This window comes from Patiriisocius sp. 208BN25-11 (genome assembly GCF_058147145.1).
In genome coordinates this window covers 154,010-178,074 of the sequence record NZ_JBYVJY010000006.1, presented here as the reverse complement: position 1 = coordinate 178,074, position 24,065 = coordinate 154,010, and the positions used below count along the sequence as shown (strand labels likewise).

The following is a 24,065-nucleotide window of genomic DNA, read 5'->3' as shown; positions in this document are numbered from 1 at the left end:
AGAGAGTAGTCTCATGATTTAAAATTTCAGAATTACCAAAAGCAATGTACCTTTGTTGTATGCAACCTAATAATTTTACAACCGATTTTTTTGGGATTGGTATTCAAAACGGAAAGACACCAGAAAATCTTGGGGTGTTATGGCGTACTGCCCAGAATTTAGGGGCAAGTTTTATCTTCACAATTGGAAAGCGCTATGCAAATCAGGCCAGTGATACACACAATGCAGTCAAATCATTACCCTATTATCACTACAAAGATTTTGAAGATTTTTTTACACATTTGCCCAAAGGTGTGCGCATTGTTGGGGTTGAGAAAACCGATGCTGCAGAAAATCTTGAAGATTTTACACATCCAAAAAGATGTGTGTATTTATTGGGGGCAGAAGATAATGGCCTCACAAAGGAGGCCGTTGAAAAATCTCATTTTTTAGTACAATTCCCATCAGAGTTTAGCTTAAATGTAGCTGTTGCGGGTAGTATTGTGTTGTATGATAGAAGCCGTTCTAAGCCGCTATTATAAAATGGTGTAAGCGTATCCAAAAGAAAATACCAAACTTCCTAGCGTTGTTTCTCCATTAACTGCATCGGCTTGTAATGGTACAAACCCTTTAGAGAATCTACCATCTATAAATAATTCACTTTTAGGTGTAAATTTATGGATTACACCAATACCTGCATGCAGTCCTGCATCGATGCTATTTAGTCTGTCTTTAACATCGGTAGTTTTGTTGAAGTTTGCTACAGCGTCAAAGGTACCAAATGGAGTATCTACGGTAACAGGTTGTTCGCCTGCTTCGTCTATATAAATTGGACTAGAGCCACTCGTAAGTTGTTCTGCTTTTACCAAGAAGGCAACATAGGGTCCGGCATTGGCATAAAAACGCCATTCTTTACCCCATCCAAATTTTAATAAGATTGGTACTTCTACATAAGTCGGTCTAGAATAATTGTCAAATTCTGCATAAGGAGTAACACCTTCAGGAAGCAGTTCAGAAAGTTCTACAGGAACATCGGCTGCAGGAATGGGTTGTAATCCATTTCTTTTTCCACCACGCTCTGCGTAGTTAAATTCTGGCTGTATAGAGAATAAGTCACTTACCACATATTCAAAAAAGATACCTGGCTGAAAAGAACTTGCAGATTCAAATCCATCTGCAAAAATATTATCTTCCTGTTGTGATAATTCTGGAATTACGATACCGCCTTTAACTCCTACTTTTAATTTTTGAGCCGATAGGGTAGTGCTTACTGCAAAGATAGCCGTCAAGCAAAGTGTTTTTAAAAAAGTTTGTTTCATGTTTTTTTTTGTTGAATTCGTACTCCTCTTAAAGAATTGATAGCTAAAATAGTTTTTTTCTTCTAATAATTGAGTAGCGACCTTAGTTTCTTTTTGTGACCTAGTTCCCGATAAGTACTAGTAAAGACTATCAAGAAACTTTGTATATTGTGGTTTCAACAACACAAAAATGCATACATGAAAATAGTTTACACGGCACTGTTTTTAATCACTACGCTAATATTAATACCAATTTTCACTTATTTTTTTGGCACTCCGTTAGGACCCATAGAGATTTCTGCAGTTACAACACTTGTACGTGTTAATATAGTTGTTATTCTATTGTGTTTTATAGTGAGTGAACTAAGTAAAAACTATAGTCAGGTAGATAAAATATGGAGTATTACCCCCATTATTTTTGCTTGGATTTCGGCGCATTATGGAGACTACTCACCCCGACTTTTTTTGATGGCTGTATTGGTAACAATTTGGGGCATTCGACTTACCTACAATTTTTCTAGAAGAGGTGCCTATGTGCTAAAATTTTGGCAAGGCGAAGAAGACTATCGATGGGCAGTATTACGTGCTAAAAAGGAATTTAACAAAGGTTGGAAATGGACCCTATTTAATTTCTTCTTTATTTCAGTATATCAAAACACGCTATTGTTATTAATTACCTTACCTACCATTGTAGTGTTGCAAAACAATGAGCAACCCCTGGGTATTTTTGATTATGTTGTCGCTGCAGTGCTGTTATTCTTTATTGCGTTTGAAGCCATTGCAGACAATCAACAATTTGCTTTTCAAACCAAAAAATGGAAGATGATTAACAAAGGCACACTTTTAGTCGAACCTTTTAAAAAAGGATTTAATACCACTGGATTATGGGGATTGTCGAGGCATCCCAACTATTTTGCCGAACAGGGTGTTTGGGTGTGTTTGTATCTGTTTAGTGTCATTGCATCAGGGTCTTGGCTTAATTGGAGTGTAATAGGTTGTTTACTGCTTATGGTTTTGTTTAAGAGTAGTTCAGATTTTAGCGAAGAAATTAGTGCAGGAAAATATCCTGCTTACAAAGAATACCAAGAACAAGTACGTAGGTTTTTCCCTTTTAAAAAGTTTGTCAAATAGAAGTGTTTGGACACACTAAGCTAGTATTCCAATATGTCAAAAAAAATTATTCAATTACTTGAACACCTTTCCAGAAAGCAACATAGCCTTCAATAGGTTTTGCAGCATGTGATGTTTCTGGATAGTACCATGCAGCATCTGTGTTTGTTTTACCGTCTATTTCTAAGCTAAAGTAAGAAGCCTGGCCTTTCCAGGGGCAATGTGTTTTAGTTGCACTGTCTTTGTAGTATTCCTTCTTAATACTTCTTGCTGGAAAGTAATGATTATTCTCAATAACAACTGTTTCGTTACTCTCTGCGATGACTTGATTGTTCCAAATTGCTTTCATGTGTAATAGATGTATTGCAATAATACAATGAAGTATTATTTTACTTTAAACATATAGTTTTTATAATAGTTCTTGGTGTCTGCAAATGACCTTACAATTTCTAGTCCCGATTCAGATGCGAGCCAAGCAATGGTTTTGTCATCATACTTTTGCGAAATCTCTGTATGTATGGTTTCCCAAGGTTCAAAAGAGATGGTAATGCCCAATGCATTAATAGTGACTTCTTGTGCTTCTTGTGCTACTAAAAAACTTTTTGCTGTTCCTGTTTCAGGATCATATTGCTCCCAATGGGTAAACTTAGAAATATCGAAATTAGCATCCATTTCTCGATTAATACGGACTAGTAAGTTCTTATTAAACGCAGCAGTAATGCCTTCTGGATCATTATAGGCATCTAGTATGGTTTTCGGATTCTTTTTTTGATCAAATCCTATAAACAAGATGTCGTCTTTGTTCATGGCATCTTTAAGTTGCGATAAAAACTCAATGGCTCTTGGGTGCAGCAAATTTCCTATGTTAGAACCCAATACCATAATTGCTTTTTTGCGTTGGCTATAGGTTTTAAGTTTGGTAAGCACTTCAAAATACTCTCCTTTTTCTGCTGCTACATGGATGGTAGGAAGTTCTTGCGTCAAAGTTTTAGATAAGCTGTCAATGGCATGTTGGCTAATATCTATAGGTTTATAGGTAAAGTTGCTATTGTTTTCTATAAGATACTGCAATAAGACTTTCGTTTTCTTACCATCACCAGCTCCTAATTCTATAAGGTCGAAGCCTTGTTGCCGGGCTTCAAAATAATGTGTAATTGCTTTTTTGTGGAGTGATAAAATTTCAAACTCACAATTCGTTAAATAGTACGACGGCATGGCCATGATATCCTGAAAGAGCTTGTCTCCTTGTGCATCATAAATATATTTTGAAGAAAGATATTTAGGATAAGCACTAAGCCCTTCAAAAACCTCTTTTTTAAAAGTGGAATCAATCATTGGTTTTTCTTGCGTCATGTAGGGAGCTATTTTGCGAGTCTTATGCCTGTATATTGCCACTGTAAATTTGTTTGAAAAAAGTTTCTATACGTAGGGCGGGTATGTTTGTCGGCCGTAACAACAGAAGCACCTCTCAACACCATTTGGTCTACCATAAATTTACCATTGTATTCTCCAATGGCACCTGGAGCTTTTTGATAGCCTGGGTAAGGTAGGTAGGCGCTTTCTGTCCATTCCCAACGTTGTCCCCATTGAAAATGTTCTTGTGCTGCTTCCCATTCAAATTCTGTTGGGAGTCTACATCCTTTCCATTGTGCATAGGCAAATGCTTCATAATAAGAAATATGAACTAATGGTGATTCCAGATCAAGTTTTTGTAAGCCTTTTAGGGTGTAATGATGCCAAACTCCATCAATTTCATGCCAATACATAGGGTTTGAAATTCCAGTTTCCTTAAGCCATGCCCAAGCATCTGCATGCCAAAAATTAAAATCTTGATACATGCCAGCTTTTATAGCTTCAAGGTATTCTCCATTGGTTACTAATTTATTGGCAATTTGATAATCGTGAATAAAAACCTTGTGTCTTCCTAATTCATTATCGTAATGAAATTTGGATGTGTCTTCATGCCCAATTTCATAAACACCTTCAGGTACAGAAATCCATTCAAATGCCTGTTTTTCTTCTTTACTTTCTTGAAATATATCGTTGTATTTAGGTTGAAAAGGGTTGTTTCCAAGGATGTATTTAATATCGGTCATTAGCAACTCTTGGTGTTGCTTTTCATGATGAATACCCATGAGTAATAGGTGTTCAATTTCTTCTGAAATGTTAGTTTCTGATGCTAAGAGTTCTTTTAACTCATTGGTAACATAGTGTCTATAATCATACACTTTTGCTACGCCAGGTCTAGACATGTTTCCTCTGTCGGTGCGTACAATTCTGTTTCCAATACTTTCGTAATAGCTATTAAAAGCAAAAGCAAAATCTGGATGAAATAGGGTATAGTTTGGTTTGTAATGTTTCAGAATAAATTCTTCAAAAAACCAAGTAGTATGCCCCAAGTGCCATTTTGGAGGAGATACATCTAAGCAAGGCTGCACGACATAATCTTCAATTTCTAGAGGTTTGCAAAGATCTTCTGTGCGCTGTCGTGTTTCGGTGAATAAAGAAACAAGGTTTTGAGTAATAATCATAAAAAAAGTGTCTACGGTAAATATAGACACTTTAACTAGTTTGTTCTTACAATTTTATCTTAAAAAGTTGTAAACTGTATTATTTGTTTGTTTTAAAATTAAAAGGAACACTCATGTTGATGGCGCGAGGTTTTCCTCCCATCATACCCGGCTTTAATTGAGGTATTTTTAAAATGTTTGCTTTGGCAGCTTCTTGTAAACCTTTATTACCGCCAGTCACACTTTTGATTTCAACCTTTCCTTTGGTGTTTATCACAAAGTTTACAACTACACGTCCTTGGATGTTTTTTTGATATTCTTCTGTAGGATATTTGAAGTTTTTTACAATATGCTTTGTCAATTTACTATTAAAGCATTTGTCTTTTTGTGCTACAGATCCAGTACAACCAGGCCATACAGGAGGTAATTCTTTTAATGTCACTACGTTTTTTTCTACATTGCCCCATTCTTCTTGGGCATAAGTTGCAGTGGCTGTAAAAAGGGCTAAAAGGAGGAGCATTTTTTTCATAAGTAAGTATTTGGTTTTGTTTATATAGCAACGGCACCTTTAATGTGCGGATGCGGATTGTAATCAACTAATGTAAAGTCATCAAATTTGAAGCCAAAGATATCTTTTACTTCAGGATTGAGGATCATTTTTGGCAAAGGTCTAGGATCTCTAGACAATTGGAGCTCGATTTGTTCCATGTGGTTATTGTAAATATGTGCATCTCCAAAGGTGTGTATAAAATCTCCAGGTTGGTATCCGCATACTTGAGCCATCATCATGGTAAACAGCGCATAGGATGCGATGTTAAAAGGAACACCTAAAAAGATATCTGCACTACGTTGGTATAATTGGCACGACAGTTTCCCGTCGGCTACATAAAATTGAAAAAACGCATGGCAAGGCGGCAATGCAGCTTTCCCATTGGCCACATTTTCGGCAAAAGGTTTTGAGGTGTCTGGCATCACACTAGGATTCCACGCACTCACGAGCATTCTTCTGCTGTCTGGATTGTTTTTTAGGGTATTTATTACATCACTAATTTGGTCAATTTCTTCACTGTTCCAGTTACGCCATTGGTGGCCATATACAGGACCAAGATCGCCATTATCATCTGCCCATTCATTCCAGATACGTACCCCATTTTCTTTTAAATAATCTATGTTTGTATCTCCATTTAAGAACCATAACAGCTCATAAATAATAGATTTAAGATGCAGTTTTTTGGTGGTGACCATCGGAAAACCTTCACTTAGGTCGAAACGCATTTGGTGTCCGAAGACACTTTTGGTTCCTGTTCCAGTACGGTCATGTTTTTCGGTTCCGTTGGCTACTACGTGTTTAATAAGGTCGTGATATTGCTTCATGGTCTTGCAGTTTTTTTACAAGCGTAAAAGTATGTAACGTAAAAAAAATGATAAAATTTCAGCAGATTGTCTTATAATAAGTTATTAACTATTCTGAAATTTTATAGGGTGAAATTCTGTTTAGTTCCCTTGTTAGTCTATCCAATAATCATCCCCGCAATGGCTGCAGAAATTAAGGAAGCAATAGACCCACCAATTAAGGCCTTCATACCAAATTTAGACAAGGTTTTACGTTGCCCTGGTGCTAATGATCCAATACCTCCAATTTGAATACCAATAGAAGCAAAATTAGCAAACCCACAAAGCATATAGGTTGCCATAATGATAGACTTCTCATAATTGAGGTGCATTGCGTTATTGATATTTTTTAACTCGGCTAATTGTATGTATCCTACAAATTCACTTGCCGCTAATTTTATCCCTAATAATTGCCCCATCATTGTCATGTCTTCTGAAGCAACTCCAATAAGCCACATAAGCGGTGCGAAAATTGTCCCTAAAATTGCTTCTAGAGAAAGCGAAGGGTAGGCTGTATTTGCTGCCATCCAATCATTAATAGTAGTGATTTCTCCTACTCCTCCAATGATCCAATTAAGCATGGCAATAAATGCTACAAAAACAAGTAACATAGCTCCAACATTAACTGCTAATTTTAAGCCTTCGGTAGTTCCATTTGCAATGGCATCTAAAAAATTAGATCCAATTTTTTCTGAAGATACCGTTACGTCTGTATTAATCTCTTCGGTCTGAGGATACAGTATTTTAGAAATTACAATGGCGCCTGGTGCAGCCATTACAGAAGCAGCTAATAAGTGTTTTGCAAAGACCAAACGTAATACTGGATCATCGCCACCTAAGAAGCCAATATAGGCTGCCAAAACAGCTCCGGCCACAGTCGCCATACCACCAATCATGACCAAAAGCATTTCACTTTTGTTCATTTTTTCTAAGTAGGCTTTAATAAGTAAAGGCGCTTCTGTTTGACCTAAGAAAATATTTCCAGCAACACTTAAACTTTCAGCTCCAGAAATCTTAAGTATTTTGGATAATAACCAACCAAAACCTTTAACTACAATTTGTATTACACCTAAATAATACAAAACTGAAGTTAATGCTGAGAAAAATATAATGGTAGGTAATACCTGGAATGCGAAAATAAATCCAAAGGTATCCATGTCTACTACAAGCCCTTCAAACAAAAATTTACTTCCAGCTTGTGTAAATTCAAGTACTTTAATAAAAACTTTGCCAATACCTTCAAAAATACTTTGTATAAAAGGCACTTTTAAAACGCCTACTGCTATTATTAATTGAAAAGTAAGTCCGATACCTACCGTACGCCAACTAATGGCTCTTCTGTTTGAACTAAATAAAAAGGCAATAAAAATAAGTGTGACCATTCCTAGCACACCACGCCAAAGACTATTAAAAGAAAATCCTTGCGAAGGAATAACTGCTGAAGCATTTGAATTGTTGTTTTCATCCTGAATTGTTTCAACAGCAGTAATAGCTTCAGTGTTTTCTGGAGTTGTAAACGAGTAGGTTATATTATTTTCGGTAAACGAAAGGTTGGTTTCTGTGAGTTCGGTAACGCGATATCTACGAATGGTATCGGTTGGTGTGTTGTAAAACAGTACTAATAAGTTGTTCTGGAATAGATAGTCTCCACTTGCTTTTAAGTTGTCTTTTGCAGCAAGAGAATACTCAAAAACACCTTTTTCTAAACGAAACGTGTCGTTGTTTGTGTCGATGTTAAAAAGTGCCAATCCGTCTTGTGATGTGATGTCACTAAAGGTCCATTGCTTTTCTATACTTTGAGCTGTTATATTTCCGAAGAAAAATAAAACACCTATAATACATAACAGCTTTTTCATACGTTTAAGAGATTGGGTTTAATTTCGCTTCGAGATCTCGTCTCTAATTTTTGCAGCGCTTTCGTAATCCTCATTGGCTACGGCAGCATCTAGCATTTCGTTTAATTCTTTGAGAGTGTTGTTTTTGTAGTCGTCTGTATCTAAACTAACAGATTCTCTATCGTCACTAAGCAGTAACTCTTCAATAACAGCTTCTTCATCTACTTCTTTTTGCGCTGTCTTCTGACCCGTTTTTAGGAAGATTCCAGCACTATCTAAAATACCTTTGTAGGTGAATATGGGCGCTTTAAAACGCAAGGCAAGGGCGATTGCGTCACTGGTTCTAGCATCGATAATTTCTTCAATTTCATCACGTTCACAAATAATACTCGAGTAAAATACCCCGTCGACTAATTTGTGAATAATGACTTGCTTGATAACGATCTCAAAACGGTCTGCAAAGTTTTTAAAAAGGTCATGCGTAAGGGGTCTTGGCGGCATGATTTCTTTTTCTAGCGCAATGGCGATGGATTGGGCTTCAAAAGCACCAATTACAATGGGTAACTTTCTGTTTCCATCCACTTCGCTTAGTATTAAAGCGTAGGCGCCGTTTTGGGTTTGGCTGTAGGATATACCCTTGATATTTAATCGTACTAGACTCATTTTTGGTATACAGTTTTACACACTGAAAAAGGGCTGTTTAATCGGGAGGTTGTCCTTTTTAAACAGCCCTTTTTTGAAAGGCACAAATTAATAAAAATTATGCATTTTGAGCTTTAAAGGCTTTTAATTTTTCATTCAGCTGTGGTACTACTTCAAAAGCATCTCCAACAATACCATAATCTGCAGCCTTGAAGAAAGGAGCTTCTGGATCGTTATTGATCACTACTTTTACTTTAGAAGAGTTAATACCAGCAAGGTGCTGGATGGCACCACTAATACCAATCGCAATATATAAGGTAGAAGCTACTGGTTTTCCAGTCTGACCCACGTGTTCTCCGTGAGGTCTCCAACCCATATCACTTACAGGTTTAGAGCAAGCAGTTGCAGCTCCTAAGATAGTAGCCATTTCTTCGATCATTCCCCAGTTTTCTGGTCCTTTGAGTCCACGTCCAGCAGATACTACAATCTCTGCGTCTGCTATGGTTACTTTATCTGTTGCTTTGTCTACAGATACTACTTTGGTATTGTTTTCTGTAAGACTTGGTGAAAATGACTCGGTTACTGCTGCGGCACTTGTTTCATGCAAACCGTATGCGTTTTTACCGAGACCTACTACTTTTGTAGCGGTATTGATTTCTGTAACAGAAAACGCTTTGTTTGTAAATACGCTATGCTTTACCTTAAAAGGTGCTGTGCTCACTGGTAATGCTACTGCATTTGGCACATAACCAGCCTCTAAGTTTACAGCAACAAGTGGTGCCATAAATTTAGCATTTGCTGTTTGAGACAATACCACAACACTTGCACCTTCTGCTTTTGCTGCTTGTGCAACGGTATCTGCATAGGCTTCTGCGTTGAAGTTAGAAAGACTGTCGTTAGCAACTTCTAGTACTTTATCTGCACCATAGGTACCTAATTGCGATGCGTCACCTCCATTAATAGCTACTGCTGTTACAGAAGTACCCATTTCATTTGCGATTGCTTTTGCGTAAGACACTACTTCAAAAGCTGTTTTTTTGAATGAACCGTTTTCAGATTCTGTATATACTAAAACACTCATGTTTTTGATTTTTTATATTAAATTCTCCCCTTGAGGGGAGTAAGAGGGGTGTTTGCTTTGTTACAATGTTTCTATAACATCCCCCTAGCCCCCTTCAAAGGGGGAATTCAGGTTTAAATTACTTTTGCTTCGTTGTGTAATAAGTCGATTAATGCGTCTACATTATCTACTAATTTTACGGCTCCTTTTGGTGCTGGCTTTTCAAATACTGTAGTACTTGTTTCTGCAGCAGCATCGATAGGTTCTTTTACGTGTAGTGGTTTGCTTCTTGCTTGCATGATACCGCGCATGTTGGGGATACGAAGGTCACTTTCTTCTACCAACCCTTTTTGTCCTCCAACGATAAGTGGAAGCGAAGTGCTTAAGGTTTCTTTACCACCGTCAATTTCTCTAATAGCTGTCGCGTTAGTTCCTTCAACTTCAAGACTAATACAAGTGTTTACAAAGTTTGCGCCGATCATTTTAGCAACCATTCCTGGTACCATTCCACCGTTGTAATCGATAGACTCACGACCACCAATAACTAGATCATATCCTCCTTCTTGTACTACATTTGCTAATTGTTTTGCTACAGAATATCCATCTGTTGCTGGCGTGTTTACACGAATTGCTTCGTCTGCACCAATTGCCAAGGCTTTGCGAAGTGTTGGTTCTGTTTCTGGTCCGCCAACATTTACAACATGCACACTAGCACCTTGTTTTTCTTTAAACCACATAGCACGAGTAAGTCCAAATTCGTCATTAGGATTGATTACAAAGTTAACGCCGTTGGTGTCAAACTGAGTATCGCCATCGGTGAAGTTGATCTTTGAAGTAGTGTCTGGTACGTGACTAATACACACTAATATTTTCATAGAAATCTATATTTTAATTGAAGTAATTTTATTTGTTATTCTGAAATGCAAATATCTCAAAATTTCGGATGTCAAAGATAGTCAAAAATTTCTAATTTGCTATGCGTGCATAGTAAAAATTTAGCGTCAAAATGTGAAATTGCCTTCCTTTGGGTGTGTAAAAAATAAGATATTAATACTATTTTTGTTATTCTGAAATTTTAACGGGCATCTCATATTTCCGAAGTATTAAAATTTCCGAGGCTAAAAAAAATGGTACTATTAATCTGTAGTACTTTAAAATTGACTTGTTTGCTTAAAACGAAACAAGTTGACGTATAACTAAAATATACCCGCCTTTGCGGGCACTGAAGATGAAAACATTACAATTTAGAGAAGCCATTGCCGAGGCTATGAGCGAAGAAATGCGCAAAGATGAATCTATTTACCTCATGGGAGAAGAGGTGGCAGAATATAACGGTGCCTACAAAGCTAGTAAAGGAATGCTAGATGAGTTTGGTGCAAAGCGTGTGATTGATACACCCATTGCCGAGCTTGGTTTTGCGGGAATTGCCATTGGTAGTGCCATGAATGGTAACAGACCCATTGTAGAATACATGACCTTTAACTTCTCTTTGGTAGGTATTGATCAAATTATCAATAACGCAGCAAAGATTAGACAAATGAGTGGCGGACAATTTAACTGCCCGATTGTGTTTAGAGGTCCTACGGCAAGTGCGGGTCAATTAGCTGCAACGCATTCGCAGGCCTTTGAAAATTGGTATGCCAATACGCCTGGATTAAAAGTGATTGTGCCTAGTAACCCTGCAGATGCTAAAGGATTATTAAAGAGTGCTATTCGCGATGATGATCCAGTAATCTTTATGGAAAGTGAGCAAATGTATGGTGATAAAGGAGAAGTGCCAGAAGGAGAATACTTAATACCTATAGGTGTTGCCGAAACAAAAAGAAAAGGAACCGATGTGACCATTGTTTCTTTTGGTAAGATTATTAAAGAAGCATACAAAGCAGCAGATGAGCTTGCAAAAGAAGGGATAGAATGTGAAATTATAGATTTACGTACGGTACGCCCATTAGATCATGATGCGATTTTGGAATCTGTAAAAAAGACCAACCGTTTGGTGATTTTAGAGGAAGCATGGCCTTTTGGAAATGTATCTACAGAGATCACCTACCAAGTGCAAAGTCAAGCATTTGATTATCTTGATGCTCCTATTGAAAAAATAAACACAGCAGATACGCCTGCTCCTTATTCTCCAGTATTATTGGCAGAATGGTTGCCTAACAGTAATGATGTTATTAAAGCTGTAAAGAAAGTAATGTATAAAAAATAACCCTTCGGTTATTTTGTAATAAAGCTTTTTTAAACGAGTCTATAAAAGACACTAGTTTAAAAAAGCTTTTGTTTTACTGAAACGTTAATTTTAAGATTCCTTTACGACCAAGAAGCAATTTTTTATTTTTAATTTGTACGCTCCTAGTCTTAATTTAATACTAGGACTTTTATTTTATGAAGAATACCCTTTTTCTTTTTCTACTTTTTCTTTCGGTATGTGCATTTGCGCAGACTAAAATAAGTGGTTTTGTTAAAGACACTGACGGGGAACCAGTTCCTTTTGCAAATGTGGTTTTTAAAGACAGCTTTGAGGGTACTATTACCAATGAAGATGGACGCTTTTATCTAGAAAGTGACGAGACCTATACTACCGTAGTATTTTCTTTTGTAGGGTTTAAAGACAAAGAGCTCACCTTAACACAAAGAACCAATTACAAAATGGAGATTGTGCTAGAACAAGAATCTGCTGCTCTAGATGAGGTTGTTATTTTTAGTGGAAAACAGTCTAAGAAAAATAATCCTGCTATTGATATTCTTCGTAAGATATGGGAAAACCGTAGACAAAACGGAGTAAAGAAATTTCAACAATATGCCTACGACAAGTACGAAAAACTTGAATTCGATTTAAATACTATAGATAGTGCCCTTATAAAGCGAAAGATCTTTAAAGGCATGGAATTTATTTTTGATGAGGTCGATACTTCAAAAGTAACAGGGAATACCTATTTGCCTATTTTTATTAATGAGGCGTTTTCAAAAGTGTACGGTGATAATAACCTGAAAAAGGAAAAAGAAATTCTCGAAGGAAATAAAAACTCTGGTTTTGAGAATAACAATACCTTAATTGCTTTTCTAAAAGATTTGTATAGTGATTATGATGTGTATGATAATTATCTAAAGTTTTTTGACAAAGCTTTTACGAGTCCGTTGTCAAGAACCGGGATCGATGTATATAATTATGTATTGCTTGATAGTGCCTATCGAGGGGATAAATGGTGTTATAATATTGTCTACTATCCAAGACGTAAAAATGAACTCACTTTTAAAGGAGATTTCTGGGTAAACGATACCACCTGGGCTATTAAAGAAATTAACCTTCAGGCCACAAAAAGCGCCAATCTTAACTGGATTAGAGAGGTGTATATAGAACAAGAATTTGATGTATTAAACGATTCTATTTTCTTAATCACCCGTGATTATTTTATGAGCGATTTTAGTCTTCGAGATAAAGAGGAGGCAAAAGGTATTTATGGAAGAAGAACCACCCTATATGATGACTATACTTTTGATCAACCCAAAGACAAAGCATTTTATAAGAAACAAGTAGATCCGTATCAATACGAAGTTTTTAATAGACCAGATGAATATTGGGAAGAAAACAGATTAGAGAAATTAAATAAAGACGAATTAAGTGTCTATAAAATGTTAGACACCTTAAAAACAGTGCCGCGTTTTAAAGCGCTCTATAGTATAGGATCTGTTTTAGCCTCTGGATATTATGAGGTAGATAACTTTGATATTGGTCCGGTGTTTTCTATTGTAGGATTTAACGAGGCTGAAGGATTTAGAATTCGATTAGGAGGTAGAACGTATTTCTCTCAAAATGACCCGTGGCGTCTCGAAGGTTTTGGAGCCTATGGTTTTAGAGACAATCGTTTTAAGTTCGGACTCTCAGGAAAATACTTATTGGATAGAAAATCTAGGTTCACTGTCTATGGCGGATTTAGAAAAGATGTAGAACAAACAGGAGCAAGTTTAACTTCTACCACAGATGTGCTGGGAAGAAATTTAGCCTCTTCTTCACTAATTACTGTAGGAGCAAATGATCGACTTACACGTATTAGATTAGGAACGGTAGGAGTCTCTTCAGAACCTGCTAAGAATTTTAACATACGTCTTACAGGATCCTTTAGAACATTAACATCGGCTACCGAAACGTTTTCTATAGACTATCAAAAACAGGGAGAGGACATTCGAAGTGATGTGCAACAAGCCGAGGTCGAATTAGGCTTTTTCTACACCCCAAAACGAAAAACATCGGGCTATGGTGTAGAACGTACGGTGATTAATAGTGGTGATTTTCCAAGCATTTATTTAGGATTTTCAAAAGGTTTTGAAGGCTTGTTGGATAGCGATTTTGATTACGAGCGTATCCAAGGACTTTACTCGCACCCATGGAATATTGGTGGTATAGGACGTCTAACCACAACTATTGAAGCAGGAAAAACATTTGGTGAGGTGAACATTAGCTTGCTCAACCCAATTCCCGGAAACCAAACATTGTTTAGTATTTATAATACCTTTTCACAGTTAGATTTTTACGAATTTGTAAGTGATGAATATGTTTCGGTGCATCTGCAACATAATTTTGGCGGACGCATTTTTCAGCGCATCCCATGGGTGCGAGATTTAAACCTTCGTGAAGTGATTGGATTTAGAACAGTGATTGGAAATATTAGCCCGGAGAACATAGCGCTAAATAGATCTAACATTGACTATGTGGCTCCCACACAACCCTATTACGAATACAGCTTTGGAATAGGAAATATTTTTAAAGTCTTCCGCCTCGACTTCAATATTCGCGGAAATTACCTGAACGAGATAGACTATCCAAATGCCAGAAAGTATGGTTTTACGGGTACCTTTGGCTTTGACTTTTAGGGGTATTTCTGAAATATTATAGGCATTTTACTTCTTAACACACAAATAACATTCAATCTGCTTTCTTATGTGGCAATTTGTAGTATTTTTGCAGCCCGAAAAAGCGCATAACCTACAAGTAACCGTATTGCTTTTTCACTAAAATTTCAGAAGTAAAAAATTATGACAGTAGAAAAAGGAATGACTTTCGATGTGCTTATCGAAATCCCAAAAGGAAGTAGAAATAAATATGAATACGATTTTGATTTAAAAAAAATACGTTTTGATCGTATGTTGTTTTCATCAATGATGTATCCAGGTGATTATGGGTTTATACCAGAAACATTAGCGTTAGATGGTGATCCGTTAGATGTATTGGTAATGGGCACAGAACCTACGTTTCCAATGTGTGTAATGGAGGTAAAGCCTATTGGGGTTTTCCATATGGCAGATGAAAAAGGACCGGACGAAAAATTAATTTGTGTGCCTGTTACAGATCCAATTTGGAATAGCTATAATGATATTTCTGACCTAAATCCTCATAGAATTAAAGAGATCACACACTTCTTTCAAGTGTACAAAGATTTGGAGAAGAAGAGAGTGGATGTAGGAGGTTGGGGAGATGCCGATGAAGCCTATGCTATTTTACACGCCTGTGTAGAACGTTACCAAACAAGCGAACATAAAACAAAAGGAGATTTTACGATTTAATCTCTCATAATTAAGTACTTATAAACCCCTTTTTAGCTCCTAAAAAGGGGTTTTTTATTTGTCATTGATTTTGTTACTTTTAGCGACTTAATTAACAAATCAAAATATATATGGAATCAATGATGATTTATGTGCCAATTGCATTGGCAGTTTTAGGTTTACTCTACATGTGGATTAAACAATCTTGGGTATTAAAACAAGATGCTGGAGATGGAAAGATGAAAGAAATTAGTGACCACATTTATGAAGGTGCCTTGGCATTCTTAAAAGCAGAATATAAATTACTTGCTATATTCGTTGTAATAGTAAGTGTATTATTAGCAATTGTTTCTTTTGTAGTACCAACAACCCATTGGCTCATTGTGATTGCATTTATCTTCGGAGCTGTTTTTTCTGCATTTGCTGGAAACATAGGTATGAAGATCGCAACCAAAACAAACGTACGTACTACGCAAGCGGCACGAACGAGTTTGCCTAATGCACTTAAAATCTCTTTTGGTGGAGGTACCGTAATGGGACTAGGTGTTGCAGGTCTTGCAGTACTAGGATTAACTGCATTCTTTATCTTTTTCTTCCACTTCTTTATGGGAGGTGTGTGGACCAACACGATGGATATGACGATTGTACTTGAAACCTTAGCTGGTTTCTCGTTAGGAGCAGAGTCTATTGCATTATTTGCACGTGTAGGTGGTGGTATTTATACCAAAGCTGCCGATGTAGGAGCAGATCTTGTAGGTAAAGTAGAAGCAGGAATTCCTGAAGACGATCCTCGTAACCCTGCAACTATTGCAGATAACGTAGGTGATAATGTTGGTGATGTTGCTGGTATGGGAGCCGATTTATTTGGTTCTTATGTAGCAACGGTATTGGCTGCTATGGTCTTAGGGAATTATGTAATTAAAGACATGGGCGGAAGTATTGCCGATGCTTTTGGAGGAATAGGTCCTATCTTATTGCCAATGGCAATTGCAGGTGCAGGAATCATTATTTCAATCATAGGAACAATGTTGGTGAAAATTAGCAGCAACGATGCTAAAGAAAGCCAAGTAATGGGCGCTTTAAATAAAGGAAATATTACTTCTATTGTTTTAGTTGCAGTAGCATGTTTTGGTCTTTGTAAGTGGATGTTACCAGAAACCATGAATATGGAATTTTTTGGAGAAGGACTTAAAGAAGTTTCTTCAATGAGTGTATTTTATGCAACCTTAGTAGGTTTGGTAGTAGGAGCAGTGATCTCTGCAGTAACAGAATATTATACTGGATTAGGTAAAAAACCTATTCTTAAAATTGTACAACAATCAAGTACTGGTGCTGGAACAAATATTATTGCTGGTTTGGCAACGGGGATGATTTCTACATTTCCTTCTGTATTATTATTTGCAGGTGCTATTTGGGCGTCGTATGCATTTGCAGGATTTTATGGTGTAGCATTAGCTGCTTCGGCCATGATGGCAACCACAGCAATGCAGTTAGCAATTGACGCATTTGGACCTATTAGTGATAACGCAGGTGGTATTGCTGAAATGTCTGAACAAGAGCCTATCGTTAGAGAACGTACAGATATCCTAGATTCTGTTGGTAATACAACTGCTGCAACAGGAAAAGGATTTGCTATTGCTTCTGCAGCCTTAACTTCATTGGCATTATTTGCTGCCTATGTAACCTTTACGGGTATTGATGGAATTAACATCTTTAAAGCACCGGTATTAGCAATGTTATTTGTAGGAGGTATGGTGCCTGTAGTATTCTCTGCCTTAGCTATGAATGCAGTAGGTAAAGCTGCCATGGAAATGGTACAGGAAGTACGTAGACAGTTTAGAGATATTCCTGGCATTATGGAAGGAACTGGTAAGCCAGAATACGATAAGTGTGTCGCAATTTCTACAGAAGCGTCTTTAAAAGAAATGATGTTACCTGGTCTATTGACTATTGGTTTCCCATTAGTAATTGCTTTTGTACCATTATTATTTGGAATGGACAAGTTGGCTATCGCTGAAATGTTAGGTGGTTATATGGCTGGAGTTACCGTAAGTGGTGTACTTTGGGCAATCTTCCAAAACAACGCTGGTGGTGCTTGGGATAATGCTAAGAAATCTTTTGAAGCCGGAGTAGAGATTAACGGAGAAATGACGTATAAAGGTTCTGATGCACACAAAGCTGCAGTAACAGGTGATACTGTTGGTGATCCTTTTAAAGATACTTCTGGACCTTCTATGAATATCTTAATTAAACTTACTTGTTTAATTGGATTGGTAGTGGCTCCAATATTAGGAGGTCACTCAGATGGAGATACAGCTCATAATTCTGATGCTCAAGAAATGATGTTTATCGATACAGAAGGAAACACCAAAGTGTTAAAGGAAGTTACTGAAGAAGTTGAAAAACAAGTGCGTGTAGAAATGACAGAAGAAAACGGTATTACTACTGCAAATGTAACGATTGAAACAAACCAAGACGGATACACAAAGAAGGAGACAAAAACATTCTCTGGAACTGAAGCAGAAGTCTTAGCAAAAATAGAAGCTATTAAAGGAGTGGATATTAATGTGAATAAAGAGTAAGTGGTACTCAAAATACAATCATAAAAAAAACCTGCCAATTGGCAGGTTTTTTTAGGTTTTTATAGGTGCTTAGAATAATCCGTTAATCTCAGCATCAATTTTACTGATCACTTGCCCTAAGTGTTCTGGGTTATCCACAAAATCTAAATCATCTACATCTAAAATGATGAGGTTGCCTTTGTCATAAGTTGTGATCCAAGCTTCGTAACGTTCGTTTAATCTACTTAAATACTCAATACTAATAGTGTTTTCATATTCACGACCACGCTTGTGTATTTGTTTCACCAAATTTGGGATAGAACTACGCAAGTATATTAAAAGGTCTGGACCTTCTGTAACACTTTCCATTAAATCGAAAAGTGACTTGTAGTTTTCATAGTCTCTATTAGTCATTAAACCCATGGCATGCAAGTTGGGCGCAAAGATGTAGGCGTCCTCATAAATCGTTCTGTCTTGAATAATTTTCTTACCACTTTCTCTAATGTCTAAGATTTGACGAAAACGACTGTTCAAGAAATAGATTTGCAAGTTAAAAGACCAACGCTCCATCTGGTTGTAGAAATCATCTAGATACGGGTTGTCTTCTACATCCTCATAGTGAGGTTTCCATTTGTAATGTTTTGCTAATAAACGTGTAAGGGTGGTCTTTCCAGAACCAATATTTCCTGCTATGGCAACGTGCATACTTCTATTTCTTTGGTTTTTGTGTGGCTAATGCGTAAACATTTTTGCGGTCATAAATATACAAGAAATCTTGAGACAGCTGCAAGTCTTGAATGCTTATTTGAGGAGTTTTTATAGGGTTGATTGCTGTGTTTCCTTCGGAAATTTTATACAACGTATTTTGTTTTAGAATTACTAAAGTACCGCGGTGTTGTACAATCTTTTCTCCGCCTTCAAAAGGAATAGAACTTACCAGGCCACCAAAAACTGTATATATGTGAATTGCAGAGGGTGTAAGCAAGTATTTGTAATTAAAATTACTGGCTTGGTCTGTTAAAATTTCAGCAATTGGAAGTGAAATACTGCTTTTAGTATTCAATCTGTAGTTGTAAATTTCTAATTGTTGTAAGTCTGCATTAAAAAGCCACAACTTGTTACCACCAGCATTACTTGCGGTACTAATATTTGCAAATTCTTCTAGTGTGTTAAAGTTGATGCGTTCAATCTCATTAAGCCTATTGTCTAATAAAATGACAGTATTGGTGTCTGCATAAAAAACCACGACATTTAGTGGGTTTATGATATCTACATTGGTAATGTTTCCCAATTGGAAGTCGGTAAATTGAAAGACACCGGTAGGACCTTCTTTATGAAGTACCATACCAGTAACGGTGTAGGTGTTGGAGTAGATGTCGTATCCAATAAATTGATCAGCTTCAAGCATTATGACATTAGTTTCATTAAGTGATTGACTTGTCACAGCTTGGAAGCAAAAAAAGAAAATAAGGAGGATGCGCTTCATGACCTACAAGGTACAAAAAGCAGACCAGTTGTTCAATACGTTAATTTATAGCCATATCCACGCACATTAATAATCTGAATGTTTTCATCTTTGCTCAGTTTTTTACGCAGTTTAGAAATAAACACATCCATGCTTCGGGCACTAAAGAATTGATGAGTGAAACGCAAAGTTCTCAAAAAAGCAAAAGAAAAAAGGTTTGCTTTTTAGAGAACAACCACCAGTAAACTCTGGAATATTAATACGTTAATTTATAGCCATATCAACGCACATTAATAATCTGAATGTTTTCATCTTTGCTCAGTTTTTTACGCAGTTTAGAAATAAACACATCCATGCTTCGGGCACTAAAGAATTGATGAGTGAAACGCAAAGTTCTCAAAAAAGCAAAAGAAAAAAGGTTTGCTTTTTAGAGAACAACCACCAGTAAACTCTAGAATATTAATACGTTAATTTATAGCCATATCCACGCACATTAATAATCTGAATGGTTTCATCTTTGCTTAGCTTTTTGCGAAGCTTAGAAATAAACACGTCCATACTTCGGGCACTAAAGAAATCGTCGTTATTCCAGAGTTTTTTTAAAATCACAGAACGATCTAACACTTCATTTTTATTGTTGTTTAAATGAAATAGCAAATGAGCTTCTCTATGGGTTAGGGAAATAGGAGGTTCTTCTTTATACTGTAATGTTTGTTTTTTAAACAAAAAAGTGAAATCGCCAATCTGAATATCTTTTGGGATGTTTTGTAGTTTTTTTCTTTGGAGTAAGTTTTCAATACGTACGATTAACTCTTCGATACTAAAAGGTTTTTTTAGGTAGTCGTTTCCACCACTTTCAAAGCCTTCTACGACGTCTTTGGTCTGTGATTTTGCTGTTAAAAAAATAATAGGAATGTGCTGGTCTTGCATGCGTATTTCTTTGGCTAGGGTAAAGCCGTCTTTCTTGGGCATCATGACATCCAGAACCAAAATACTAGGCTGCTCTTTGGTGTAGGTGTCCAATGCCTGCTCGCCATCGGTGCAATGTATGACTTTGAAGTCTCTACTTTCTAAACTTTCTTTTACAATTTGTCCTAGGGCAATTTCGTCTTCGGCTAATAAAATGGTCGATTTATCCATGAGGTAATGTAATTTTAAATATAGTAGGATTCACAGATACGGCTATAGTTCCCCCGTGTTTTTCAATAATAGCTTTGGTGTAGTAGAGTCCAATACCAAAACCTTTTACATCATGCGTATTTCCTTTAGGGACGCGGTAAAACTTTTCAAATACTTGTTTGCTGTGGGCCGCTGTTAATTTATTTCCGTTGTCTTGAATGCTAATTTCAATAGCTTTCGATGTTGTTGCTAATGAAATAGCAATAGTATCACCTCCATATTTTAGGGCGTTGTCTACAATATTATTGAGGGCATTTTCAAAGTGAAAACGATCTATGGGGTATTTAACTAACATTTCCGAAGATGAAAAAGAAATTGTTTTTTCTTCACTACTAAAAATTTCTTTTTGACTAATACCTTCTAGTAGTTCATGAAGATTTGTGGTTTCAAAATTTAGCTCTAATTGTTCTCCATCCAAAGTAGCTGTCTCCAGTAATTTTTCCACCATGGTAGTTAATTTGCTTACTTGATTTGCAGAGATATTAGCATACTTTAGTGTTTTTTCTGTGTCATTAGAGGTATTAAAAACTTGAATGCCTTCCATGGCAGCTCCAATGGTTGCGAGTGGGGTTTTAAACTCATGGGTAATATTGCTTATTAAATCGTTTTTAACTTCTGCCAACTGCTTCTGGTTTTTAATGATTTTTAAAAGATACAATAGTGCTCCAATAATGGCTATGGCAAAAAAACAGGAGAGTAATAGACCAATGATATTTCGTTTTAAAATGGTACTCGCAATATTGCTGAAGTGTACAGCAAGAGAAGCACCATTGGGAAGGTAACTAGATTTAGAATTCGTTGTTAGGTTATGATTTTCTGAAGCAGTACTAGTATCTATCGATGCTTTAAATTGATTGTTTGCATAGTCTAAGCCATAGGCAATGTTGATGTTTTTCCGCTCTAGTTCATTCTTAAAAAGTGTATCAAATGCAACAACATCTAGTTCTTTCTCAGTAATCCCAAAAATGACACGTGAGGTTAATTGCGCTAATGGATTTTTAAAAATAGTATCTCCAGTACGGTGCCATTGCGCCATGCTTTTTTTCATCCCTTCAGAAATGGATATTCTATCGTATAGGGTATCTGTGTTTCGAATTCCTGAACTACTAAAAATTGAAACTCCTTTACTACTGTCTCTTGCATCTATGTTAATACTTAGCTCTTTAATAGTGTTGGTTTCTATAGAATCTAACAAAACAAAACTTTCAAAAATACTATCCAAAGCTTCTTGCTTCATGTTTGTGGCTTGGTCTGATAATGAAAATCCAATAATGTTTTCCTCGGCTAATGCTGCATAGTACGTTTCTACTGCATTGTCTAGACTAATTTGAACTTCATTAACAAGTTGTTGCTTACCCGCTTGGTAATTTTTGTAATTCCAATACACTTGCATAGCTAGTGTTGCGAGTATTACAATACTAATAAAATATAATATCGTTTTATAATGTCTTTCTTGCATGAGTGCAAAATACAACCATAATTTGTTGGTATACAAATCACTTAACACACGTTAACAGTGGTTAACTTTTAAATATAGAAATGTAATGCATCTTTGTGGTGTATTAATTTCTGAAATAGTAAACACAAAATAAATTCTTATGAAAACAATAGTTACAACACTACTCATCCTAACGCTTTCCATCGCTACAAGTTTCTCACAACAATTAGAAGGTATCGCCACCTATAAAACCGATAGGAAGGTCGATTTAAAAATGGACGGACAAGATGGAATGAATGAAGACATTCAAAAGCAAATTCAGGCTCAGTTAAAAGCACAATTTCAAAAAGAATTCACGCTTACTTTCAATAAAGACGAATCTATATATAAGGAAGTGCCAAAGTTAGATGCGCCGCAGGCTCCTTCAAATGCAGCAATACAAATAACTGTTTCTGGAGCAAGTGATTTATTGTATAAAAATACAACAGAAGGAACTTTTGCTAACAAAACTGAGATCATGAGTAAAGAATTTTTAATTCAAGACACACTATCAAAACCAAAATGGATTCTAGAAAAAGAAACCAAAAATATTGGTGACTATTTGTGTTTCAAAGCAAAGCGTATCGATACAATTATGACCAGTACCTTTGGGGAAGAATCAATGGAGTACGAAGAAGTTGAAGAAGAACGAGTGACAACTGTTTGGTATACCCTACAAATACCAGTATCTCATGGTCCAGGAATTTTTTGGGGTTTACCAGGCTTGGTCTTGGAGGTGAATGACGGACAGCAAACAATATTGTGTTCTAAAATTGTACTAAATCCAAAAGAAGGTGTTGTTATTGAAAAACCAAAAAAAGGGAAAAAAGTAACTCAGGCTGAGTTTGATAAAATCCAAGAAAAGAAAAATAAAGAAATGATGGAGCGCTTTCATCAAGGAAACAATAAAAGAAAAGGGAACACGACCACCATAAGAATAGGAGGGCAATAGCCTCTCACGCGCAGAGAATGTATATGTATTAGCAGGCCAATTAAACTTTTTGTGAAAACCTTAGTCAAATGAGTTGTAACAAAACGCTAAGTTTGTTACTAATTACTCAAAATGACATATATGAAAGTTTTATCGATAGCAATTGCGCTGTTTTTTACAAGTATCTCTGTTGCACAGACTATTAATGGTCAAGCCTTTTATGAATCGAAAACCACAGTAGATATGGATGCAATGGGTGGCGGACAGATGAATGAAGACATGAAAAAAAGAGTGGCCGAGATGATGAAGAGCTACCTAGAAAAAACATACATCCTTACCTTTAACAACAACGCTTCTATTTATAAAGAAGAAGTAAAGTTAGAAGCGGGTCCTGGTAGCGGAGGTCCTTTTGCCATGATGATGAGTAGTTATACACCCGGTGCACAGTACAAAAACATTGAAACGGGTGAGATGGTAGAAGAGAATGAGTTCTTTGGAAAAGAGTTTTTAGTTACCGATACCATTGCCAAATTAGATTGGAAAATAGGCAAGGAATCCAAGCAAATAGGGCAGTATGTTGCTTTTAAAGCTACTGCCATAAAAGCCGTAAATCCAAACGATTTTAGCATGGCAAGGCCAAGAAGAAGAGGCAGACGAGGTGACAGAGATAAAAAACCTGAAGATGAGAAGGAACTTACACAGGAACAAAAAGATTCTATGAACGATCCTATGAATCAGTTTGATATTCCTAAAGAGGTCTTGGTTACAGCTTGGTTTACGCCTCAAATACCAGTAGGGCATGGTCCAGGAGAATATGCAGGTTTGCCGGGATTAATTTTAGAACTTAATTTTTACAGAACTACACTGTTGTGTTCTAAAATTGTAATGAACCCTAAAGAAGCAGAAAATATTAAGCCGCCTACTACAGGGAAAGAGGTAACAAGAGAAGAATACACCAAAATTGTAAAAGATAAAACTGAAGAAATGCAAGAAAACTTTAGAGGTCGAGGCGGTAGACGTGGCGGCGGAGGTAGACGCGGAGGCTTATAAAAAATACGAACTAACATATTGAACTGCGCAGAACA

The 24,065-nt window shown here is 36.5% G+C and carries 23 protein-coding genes; 8 read left to right on the top strand and 15 right to left on the bottom strand.

The features are described 5' to 3' along the window. The first annotated feature begins 59 nt into the window (after positions 1-59). The gene (locus tag ACY2RS_RS09460; RefSeq protein WP_490098401.1) at positions 60-521 is read left to right on the top strand and encodes an RNA methyltransferase; all 462 of its coding nucleotides are present in this window, start codon (positions 60-62) and stop codon (positions 519-521) included. Here the strand turns inward: ACY2RS_RS09460 and ACY2RS_RS09455 are convergent. After that, complete coding sequence (locus ACY2RS_RS09455; protein ID WP_490098400.1) at positions 516-1,298, bottom strand: porin family protein; 783 nt, start codon at positions 1,296-1,298, stop codon at positions 516-518. The genes ACY2RS_RS09460 and ACY2RS_RS09455 overlap by 6 nt on opposite strands. 177 nt (positions 1,299-1,475) lie before the next feature. On the opposite strand from ACY2RS_RS09455, the gene ACY2RS_RS09450 reads away from it, so the two are divergent. Continuing rightward, positions 1,476-2,408 (top strand): DUF1295 domain-containing protein, encoded by a 933-nt coding sequence (locus tag ACY2RS_RS09450; RefSeq protein WP_490098399.1) that lies wholly within the window; start codon positions 1,476-1,478, stop codon positions 2,406-2,408. A gap of 46 nt (positions 2,409-2,454) precedes the next feature. Here ACY2RS_RS09450 and ACY2RS_RS09445 read toward each other — a convergent pair whose 3' ends face one another. The 9 genes from ACY2RS_RS09445 to ACY2RS_RS09405 form a co-directional block, all read right to left on the bottom strand. Further along, complete coding sequence (locus tag ACY2RS_RS09445) at positions 2,455-2,736, bottom strand: DUF427 domain-containing protein (RefSeq protein ID WP_490098398.1); 282 nt, start codon at positions 2,734-2,736, stop codon at positions 2,455-2,457. A gap of 35 nt (positions 2,737-2,771) precedes the next feature. Next, positions 2,772-3,740, bottom strand: coding sequence for an L-histidine N(alpha)-methyltransferase (locus ACY2RS_RS09440; protein WP_490098397.1), 969 nt, complete (start codon positions 3,738-3,740; stop codon positions 2,772-2,774). Positions 3,741-3,748: 8 nt separating this feature from the next. Next, complete coding sequence (gene egtB / locus ACY2RS_RS09435; RefSeq protein ID WP_490098414.1) at positions 3,749-4,918, bottom strand: ergothioneine biosynthesis protein EgtB; 1,170 nt, start codon at positions 4,916-4,918, stop codon at positions 3,749-3,751. Positions 4,919-4,997: 79 nt separating this feature from the next. Next, positions 4,998-5,426, bottom strand: a complete 429-nt coding sequence (locus ACY2RS_RS09430; protein ID WP_490098396.1) for an energy transducer TonB — start codon at positions 5,424-5,426, stop codon at positions 4,998-5,000. 20 nt (positions 5,427-5,446) lie between these two features. Beyond that, positions 5,447-6,271 carry a thymidylate synthase gene (locus ACY2RS_RS09425; RefSeq protein ID WP_490098395.1) on the bottom strand — a complete coding sequence of 275 codons (825 nt, stop codon included), beginning with the start codon at positions 6,269-6,271 and terminating at the stop codon, positions 5,447-5,449. A 137-nt stretch (positions 6,272-6,408) separates the two neighbouring features. Continuing rightward, positions 6,409-8,145: a NupC/NupG family nucleoside CNT transporter gene (locus tag ACY2RS_RS09420; RefSeq protein WP_490098394.1), complete on the bottom strand. Its 1,737-nt coding sequence runs from the start codon at positions 8,143-8,145 to the stop codon at positions 6,409-6,411. Between the two features lie 18 nt (positions 8,146-8,163). Beyond that, positions 8,164-8,787: a bifunctional nuclease family protein gene (locus tag ACY2RS_RS09415; protein WP_490098393.1), complete on the bottom strand. Its 624-nt coding sequence runs from the start codon at positions 8,785-8,787 to the stop codon at positions 8,164-8,166. Positions 8,788-8,884: 97 nt separating this feature from the next. Beyond that, complete coding sequence (locus ACY2RS_RS09410) at positions 8,885-9,847, bottom strand: electron transfer flavoprotein subunit alpha/FixB family protein (protein ID WP_490098392.1); 963 nt, start codon at positions 9,845-9,847, stop codon at positions 8,885-8,887. Positions 9,848-9,960: 113 nt separating this feature from the next. After that, a complete protein-coding gene (locus ACY2RS_RS09405; protein WP_490098391.1) occupies positions 9,961-10,701 on the bottom strand; it encodes an electron transfer flavoprotein subunit beta/FixA family protein in 741 nt (246 codons plus the stop codon). A 353-nt stretch (positions 10,702-11,054) separates the two neighbouring features. Here ACY2RS_RS09405 and ACY2RS_RS09400 point away from each other — a divergent pair, with 353 nt between their 5' ends. The 4 genes from ACY2RS_RS09400 (at position 11,055) to ACY2RS_RS09385 (ending at position 17,949) form a co-directional block, all read left to right on the top strand. Then, positions 11,055-12,035, top strand: coding sequence for a pyruvate dehydrogenase complex E1 component subunit beta (locus ACY2RS_RS09400; protein ID WP_490098390.1), 981 nt, complete (start codon positions 11,055-11,057; stop codon positions 12,033-12,035). 176 nt (positions 12,036-12,211) lie between these two features. Further along, positions 12,212-14,698, top strand: coding sequence for a DUF5686 and carboxypeptidase-like regulatory domain-containing protein (locus ACY2RS_RS09395; RefSeq protein ID WP_490098389.1), 2,487 nt, complete (start codon positions 12,212-12,214; stop codon positions 14,696-14,698). A 162-nt stretch (positions 14,699-14,860) separates the two neighbouring features. Then, entirely contained in the window at positions 14,861-15,388 is a 528-nt protein-coding gene (locus ACY2RS_RS09390) for an inorganic diphosphatase (protein WP_490098388.1), read from the top strand. A gap of 110 nt (positions 15,389-15,498) precedes the next feature. Continuing rightward, positions 15,499-17,949 carry a sodium-translocating pyrophosphatase gene (locus ACY2RS_RS09385; protein WP_490098387.1) on the top strand — a complete coding sequence of 817 codons (2,451 nt, stop codon included), beginning with the start codon at positions 15,499-15,501 and terminating at the stop codon, positions 17,947-17,949. A gap of 69 nt (positions 17,950-18,018) precedes the next feature. Here ACY2RS_RS09385 and ACY2RS_RS09380 read toward each other — a convergent pair whose 3' ends face one another. From ACY2RS_RS09380 to ACY2RS_RS09360, 5 genes are all read right to left on the bottom strand, one after another. Further along, positions 18,019-18,633 carry a deoxynucleoside kinase gene (locus ACY2RS_RS09380; RefSeq protein ID WP_490098386.1) on the bottom strand — a complete coding sequence of 205 codons (615 nt, stop codon included), beginning with the start codon at positions 18,631-18,633 and terminating at the stop codon, positions 18,019-18,021. A gap of 4 nt (positions 18,634-18,637) precedes the next feature. Next, positions 18,638-19,336, bottom strand: coding sequence for a hypothetical protein (locus ACY2RS_RS09375; protein ID WP_490098385.1), 699 nt, complete (start codon positions 19,334-19,336; stop codon positions 18,638-18,640). A 110-nt stretch (positions 19,337-19,446) separates the two neighbouring features. Then, positions 19,447-19,581: a winged helix-turn-helix domain-containing protein gene (locus ACY2RS_RS09370; protein ID WP_490098384.1), complete on the bottom strand. Its 135-nt coding sequence runs from the start codon at positions 19,579-19,581 to the stop codon at positions 19,447-19,449. A gap of 271 nt (positions 19,582-19,852) precedes the next feature. Further along, positions 19,853-20,533, bottom strand: coding sequence for a response regulator transcription factor (locus tag ACY2RS_RS09365; protein WP_490098383.1), 681 nt, complete (start codon positions 20,531-20,533; stop codon positions 19,853-19,855). After that, positions 20,526-22,046, bottom strand: a complete 1,521-nt coding sequence (locus ACY2RS_RS09360) for a sensor histidine kinase (RefSeq protein WP_490098382.1) — start codon at positions 22,044-22,046, stop codon at positions 20,526-20,528. Before ACY2RS_RS09360 ends, ACY2RS_RS09365 begins: the two co-directional genes overlap by 8 nt. 124 nt (positions 22,047-22,170) lie before the next feature. On the opposite strand from ACY2RS_RS09360, the gene ACY2RS_RS09355 reads away from it, so the two are divergent. Together ACY2RS_RS09355 and ACY2RS_RS09350 are read left to right on the top strand one after the other, a co-directional pair. Next, entirely contained in the window at positions 22,171-23,001 is an 831-nt protein-coding gene (locus tag ACY2RS_RS09355) for a GLPGLI family protein (protein ID WP_490098381.1), read from the top strand. Positions 23,002-23,121: 120 nt separating this feature from the next. Further along, positions 23,122-24,030, top strand: a complete 909-nt coding sequence (locus ACY2RS_RS09350; protein WP_490098380.1) for a GLPGLI family protein — start codon at positions 23,122-23,124, stop codon at positions 24,028-24,030. The last annotated feature ends 35 nt before the right edge of the window (positions 24,031-24,065 follow it).

Coding starts and splice junctions, on each gene's coding strand:
- egtB (WP_490098414.1), bottom strand. CDS start 4,918: ATGATTATTACTCAAAACCTTGTTTCTTTATTCACCGAAACACGACAG.
- ACY2RS_RS09350 (WP_490098380.1), top strand. CDS start 23,122: ATGAAAGTTTTATCGATAGCAATTGCGCTGTTTTTTACAAGTATCTCT.
- ACY2RS_RS09400 (WP_490098390.1), top strand. CDS start 11,055: ATGAAAACATTACAATTTAGAGAAGCCATTGCCGAGGCTATGAGCGAA.
- ACY2RS_RS09415 (WP_490098393.1), bottom strand. CDS start 8,787: ATGAGTCTAGTACGATTAAATATCAAGGGTATATCCTACAGCCAAACC.
- ACY2RS_RS09450 (WP_490098399.1), top strand. CDS start 1,476: ATGAAAATAGTTTACACGGCACTGTTTTTAATCACTACGCTAATATTA.
- ACY2RS_RS09420 (WP_490098394.1), bottom strand. CDS start 8,145: ATGAAAAAGCTGTTATGTATTATAGGTGTTTTATTTTTCTTCGGAAAT.
- ACY2RS_RS09365 (WP_490098383.1), bottom strand. CDS start 20,533: ATGGATAAATCGACCATTTTATTAGCCGAAGACGAAATTGCCCTAGGA.
- ACY2RS_RS09445 (WP_490098398.1), bottom strand. CDS start 2,736: ATGAAAGCAATTTGGAACAATCAAGTCATCGCAGAGAGTAACGAAACA.
- ACY2RS_RS09380 (WP_490098386.1), bottom strand. CDS start 18,633: ATGCACGTTGCCATAGCAGGAAATATTGGTTCTGGAAAGACCACCCTT.
- ACY2RS_RS09460 (WP_490098401.1), top strand. CDS start 60: ATGCAACCTAATAATTTTACAACCGATTTTTTTGGGATTGGTATTCAA.
- ACY2RS_RS09410 (WP_490098392.1), bottom strand. CDS start 9,847: ATGAGTGTTTTAGTATATACAGAATCTGAAAACGGTTCATTCAAAAAA.
- ACY2RS_RS09425 (WP_490098395.1), bottom strand. CDS start 6,271: ATGAAGCAATATCACGACCTTATTAAACACGTAGTAGCCAACGGAACC.
- ACY2RS_RS09430 (WP_490098396.1), bottom strand. CDS start 5,426: ATGAAAAAAATGCTCCTCCTTTTAGCCCTTTTTACAGCCACTGCAACT.
- ACY2RS_RS09385 (WP_490098387.1), top strand. CDS start 15,499: ATGGAATCAATGATGATTTATGTGCCAATTGCATTGGCAGTTTTAGGT.
- ACY2RS_RS09455 (WP_490098400.1), bottom strand. CDS start 1,298: ATGAAACAAACTTTTTTAAAAACACTTTGCTTGACGGCTATCTTTGCA.
- ACY2RS_RS09405 (WP_490098391.1), bottom strand. CDS start 10,701: ATGAAAATATTAGTGTGTATTAGTCACGTACCAGACACTACTTCAAAG.
- ACY2RS_RS09355 (WP_490098381.1), top strand. CDS start 22,171: ATGAAAACAATAGTTACAACACTACTCATCCTAACGCTTTCCATCGCT.
- ACY2RS_RS09395 (WP_490098389.1), top strand. CDS start 12,212: ATGAAGAATACCCTTTTTCTTTTTCTACTTTTTCTTTCGGTATGTGCA.
- ACY2RS_RS09440 (WP_490098397.1), bottom strand. CDS start 3,740: ATGACGCAAGAAAAACCAATGATTGATTCCACTTTTAAAAAAGAGGTT.
- ACY2RS_RS09375 (WP_490098385.1), bottom strand. CDS start 19,336: ATGCTTGAAGCTGATCAATTTATTGGATACGACATCTACTCCAACACC.
- ACY2RS_RS09390 (WP_490098388.1), top strand. CDS start 14,861: ATGACAGTAGAAAAAGGAATGACTTTCGATGTGCTTATCGAAATCCCA.